The 4,723-nt window shown below is 66.6% G+C and carries 2 protein-coding genes; both read right to left on the bottom strand.

Annotation, left to right across the window (positions count from 1 at the left end; translation table 11 throughout):
• Positions 1–394: 394 nt before the first annotated feature.
• A complete protein-coding gene (locus PV768_RS21665; RefSeq protein ID WP_421094185.1) occupies positions 395–3,472 on the bottom strand; it encodes a glycoside hydrolase family 2 TIM barrel-domain containing protein in 3,078 nt (1,025 codons plus the stop codon).
• 119 nt (positions 3,473–3,591) lie between these two features.
• Complete coding sequence (locus tag PV768_RS21660; protein WP_421094184.1) at positions 3,592–4,599, bottom strand: LacI family DNA-binding transcriptional regulator; 1,008 nt, start codon at positions 4,597–4,599, stop codon at positions 3,592–3,594.
• Positions 4,600–4,723 lie beyond the last annotated feature (124 nt).

Raw genomic sequence — 4,723 nt, 5'->3', positions numbered from 1 at the left:
ACAACAGACACACCCGGCACCACCACCAGCAAAAAACCACCGTGGATCGCTCCGGAGCAACTTTTCAAACTTACCCGGTTTCAAGGAGCTTTGCAAATCGGCGTTTCCGCGATTTTCGTTGCTCCGAACCCGGCCCCGCCCGCGTTTGGCGCGCCAAGTGGCGAACCATTTTCAGGCTGTTTGCTAAGGGGTTTGGCCGCTATTTTTCCGCTTCAGCGGCGGCGACTCAGAAAACAATACACGGCGGGAAGCCGCTCTGCAAATCCTCCCCCTCGGGTGGGGCAGACCCCTGGGAACCCCGGAAATCCGCGGTTTTCAGGGCTCTTTGGCCTTAGCCGGCACCTCTGCGCCGCAACCTCCGGCGGTATGGACTGGCTCACATTTTGCGGCTCCCCTAGCGCACCCTCAGGGTCAGGGAGAAGTCGGCTTGACGGGGCCCAAGCCGATACTGCGGCAGCACGCCGGGACCACAAGCAGCGGTTCCCACCCCCCTGAGCGCATGGTCCAGATAGAGGTAGCTCCGGCCGTCCGCCTTCAAGTCCGGACGGTGCATTGCAGCGTCGAGGACGTCCTGGCTGTAGGGCCGGACAGTCAGCGCAAAGGGATCACCGGCTATCTCCAGTGCCCGGTCCCCAATCCGCAAAGCAGCGGACCGTACTCCGGACCGGGCGCCGGACTCCTGTGGCCGCACGTAGTCCACGTCCATGTCCGAAAGCGGGAGCGAGAACCAGCCCGTCCGCGCTCCCTGCCCCGTGTCCGGGTAGCTCTGGTGGGGGCCCTGGCCGAACCAGCTCACCAGCTCCGTCTCTTCTCCCAGCACAAGTTCCAGCCCTATCCGCGCCCATTCCACGCCGGAGCCTCGATTGGCCCACGCGCCGTCCGGCCGGACCGACGTCCGAAGCCCGACAGCTTCACCGTCGCTCGTCCACGCATAGTCCACAAATACTCCGTACTGTTTGTCCGCAGCACCTACACGCGTCCGGACGGTCAGGACTTCGCCACCGTTCCGCCCGCCGTCGGCAGTGAGGCCGGCAGTGGACCCAGGGGCGGGGCCGGCAGCGCGGTCCGCAGTGATACCCAGCAGCCGGGTGTGGAGCCGGTTGAGGCCGGCATCCTTCCACTGGGCGGCCAGGGGACGCTCGTCGGCACCGCCCCATTCACGGCCGAGGTCGTTGTCCGTGGGGGCCCACCACAGATTCAGCGCGAACTTTTCCACCGGGATGCCGCCTATGGAGGTGGGCATGCCCGTCACCCGGCTGAAGACAACAGGTCCCAGCGTCAGTTCACCGTCCCGGACGTCCACGGCTGCAGCCGGCGCCGGACCGGCCGGAGCGTCAGGCTCCCGGACAGACTGCCCCCAGGCAAGCTCGTGACCCGAGGCAGCCCAGGCCGAATCAGCGGCGAGGACTGCACTGACGGTGAGCACCGCAGGCCGGCCGTCATGTTCCGCAGCGGCGAGGGCGGCGACACTGGCGGGCAGCTCAATGACCGCTTCCGCCCGGGGAGCCACGGGCGGAACGTCCGAAGTGCCGGCGGCGAGGGTCCTGCCGCCGGCTTCCACCGCATAACGGAAGCTGAATGCAGCGGTGTCCGCAAAGTCCTGGCCGTTGCGCACCGTGAAACCGGACCAGTCACCTGCCACCGCTATGCGCAGTGGCTCGATGACCTTCTTGAAGTCCAGCAAGCCGGGCCGGGGTCTGCGGTCCGCATCAACCAGGCCGTCGGTGACGAAATTGCCGTCATGAACTTCCTCGGCGAAGTCCCCGCCGTAGGCGTAGTGCTCGCCACCGTCCGGGGAGGCGACGGTGATGCCGTGTTCCAGCCACTCCCACACGAAGCCGCCCATCAGGCGCGGGTACTTCTCGAAAAGCTCCTGGTACTCGCTCATGCCGCCGGGGCCGTTGCCCATGGCGTGGACATACTCGCAAAGGACAAATGGCATCGCCCTGCGCCGGGCATCCAGCGCGGCATTTTCGATCGCCGGCTCAATCCCCTGCCCGATCAGGGCCGTTTCTGCCTGGCTGGCATACATCCGGGAGTAGACGTCGACATGCGCGGAGGACCAGTCGCCCTCGTAGTGGATGGGGCGGGAAGGGTCCCGGTCCTTGGTCCAGCGGGACATGGCGGCGAGGTTCCTGCCGGTCCCCGCCTCGTTGCCGAGCGACCACATGATCACCGCGGGGTGGTTCTTGTCCCGTTCAACCGTGCGGCGCATGCGGTCCACCAGCGCCGTTTCCCACTGCGGGTCGTCGCTCGGGTTCCGGGCCCAGCCGGCACTCTCAAAGCCATGGGTCTCGAGGTCGCACTCGAGCACAACGTAGAAGCCGAGCTCGTCGGCAAGTGCCAGGAAATCCGGGTGCGGCGGGTAATGGGAGGTGCGGATGGCATTGATGTTGTGCTGCTTCATGAGCCGCAGTTCGGCCTCCATTACGTCCCTGGGAACCACCCGGCCAAGGCGCGGATGGTGTTCGTGGCGGTTGACGCCGCGCAGCAGGATCCGCCGCCCGTTGACCTTGAACTGCGCGTCCTCGATGGCGATGCTGCGGAAGCCGAGCCGCAGCTCCACGGACTCTCCGGGGGTGCTGACTGTGGCCTCATAGAGCCGGGGCACCTCCGCAGACCAGGGTTCGACGGCGGGGATGCGCAGTTCCGCGCCTGCGGGCAGTTCCGCATCCAGTTCGGGAACGCGGACGACGGCGTCAATCGCCTGTCCGCCCCGGGTCACCTCGACCTTGAGGGTGCCTTCGCCGGTGGCGTGATCGTAGCCTGCGTGGACGAAGACGTCGTCGATGCCGGCCTCAGGCCTTGCCTGGAGCGTGACATCCCGGAAGATGCCGGGGAGCCACCACATGTCCTGGTCCTCCACGTAGCTGGCGGCCGAGAACTGCGCCACGCGCACGGCAAGGTTGTTCTGCCCGTGGACCAGGATCCCGGACACATCGAATTCATGGGCCAGCCTGCTGCCGCGCGTAGTACCGAGCTCTCTTCCGTTCAGCCACACGGTTCCCGCGGACTCGATGCCGTCGAACCGCAGCAGGGCGTGGGGGAAGAACTCGGGGCCGGCCTCAAAGACGACTACGTGGTCGCCAATGGGATTGGCGTCCGGCACATGCGGCGGCTCCACGGCGAAGGGAAACTGGACATTGGTGTAGGCGGGGGACCCATGCCCGTGCATCGGCCAACTCGATGGCACGGGCAGGCTCTCGAACCCATCCAGGTGCCTGCCCCACTGCCAGCCGGCTTTCGGCGCGGTCCGGATTCCGGAACTGAGGCGAAACTGCCAGTCCCCGTTCAGCGACAATCGTGGTGCGTCGCTGTGCAGGTAAGCGCGCGGAGGCAACGCGCCATTGCCGGGTTCAACAGATTCCAGGTCCGTGATCCCACCAGCACCAAGATCCAGGCGTCGGGCTGCTGAACCGGGGATGATTTCGGGCGTGCTGTCCGCCATGGCGGCAAGCGAATGGGCTGGCATGGGCTTCCTTGCTTCAGGGAGGCTGCGGCTGTGGTGCGGGGAACCGTGTCTCGCTCGCCGTACGTGAACGTTCACGGCCGCGCTTCAAGCCTAGCCGTTCAGGTCTGCTTTGAGAAGGGTCAGGCCGACTGGCGAAGCACCAGCTGATGCTTGAGGATCAAGGAGGCCTCCGGGCTCCCAGCCTCCACTGCGCCGGACAGCAGGTCTGCCACGAGTCCGACGGCGGCCCGGCCTACTGCATGCAGGTCCAGTGCGAGCGTGGTCAGCTCGGGTGAGACCAGCTCGCCCAGGGGTATGCCGTCCATGCCGATCACTGCACAGTCCCGCGGCACTGCCCTGCCGGCGGCATTGAGGGCTTTAAGCGCTCCCGCCGCCATCAGGTCGTTGAACACCAGGAGCCCGTCGACCGTGCCGTGCTGCTCGAGCAGGAAGCGGACTGCATCCCGTGCCGCCGGGGCGGTGTCCTGCGCCTCAAGGATGATGATGTCAATGCCGGCGTCGGCGGCCGCTGCCGCAACAGCGAGCCCGCGGGTGGTGGCCTGCCCGCCTTCGTCCGAATCGAGGTAGGCGATCTGTCGGCGCTGTGCCGCCAGAAGGTGCTCCAGTGCCATGCGTGCCGCATGGAAGTAGTCAAAGGAGATCCGGCCGGCGGCCTGTCCCGCCGGGTAGTCCAGGACCACCACAGGACGCCGTCCCATCAAGGACTGGGCTTGCTGCGAGCTGGCCCCAAGGTATCCGATCAGGGCATCGACCTGGGGCGCGAGCCGGGCCACGGCATCGAGGCCGCTCCCGCTGCCGTGGCCAAAATCATCCATCACCACGTTCCAGCCCCGCTGCGTGGCTTCCTCCACCACGCTGGAGGCAAAGGCCGGGAAATAAGGGTTGGTGAGGTCCGGAATGGCCAGCCCCAGTGAGGTGCGGGCGCCCTGCACCAGGCCCTTCGCGAACCGGCTAGGGGAATATCCGAGCTCTGTTGCCAGCGCCTTGACACGTTCACGGGTGGCCGCGCTGATGCCGGGCATGTCGTTCATGGCCCGGGTGACTGTCTGCCGGGATACTCCGGCGGCGGCCGCCACGTCCAGGATAGTGGCGCGGCGGACCCGTGGGCCGCTGGAGCTGGAGGTCATGACGGTAAGTCTAGGCGGGCTGTGGGTGGTGTGGTGGTGTGTGGTTTTTAAATGCGGGAGGCCCCAACCTGGTGGTTGGGGCCTCGACCTAATGGTTGTCCGGCGGTGACCTACTCTCCCACAC

Origin of the sequence: Pseudarthrobacter sp. CC4 (genome assembly GCF_048957775.1) — a bacterium.
Lineage (GTDB): Bacteria > Actinomycetota > Actinomycetes > Actinomycetales > Micrococcaceae > Arthrobacter.
The sequence above is the reverse complement of the archived record's forward strand: the minus strand, read 5'-3'. Positions and strand labels throughout refer to the sequence as shown.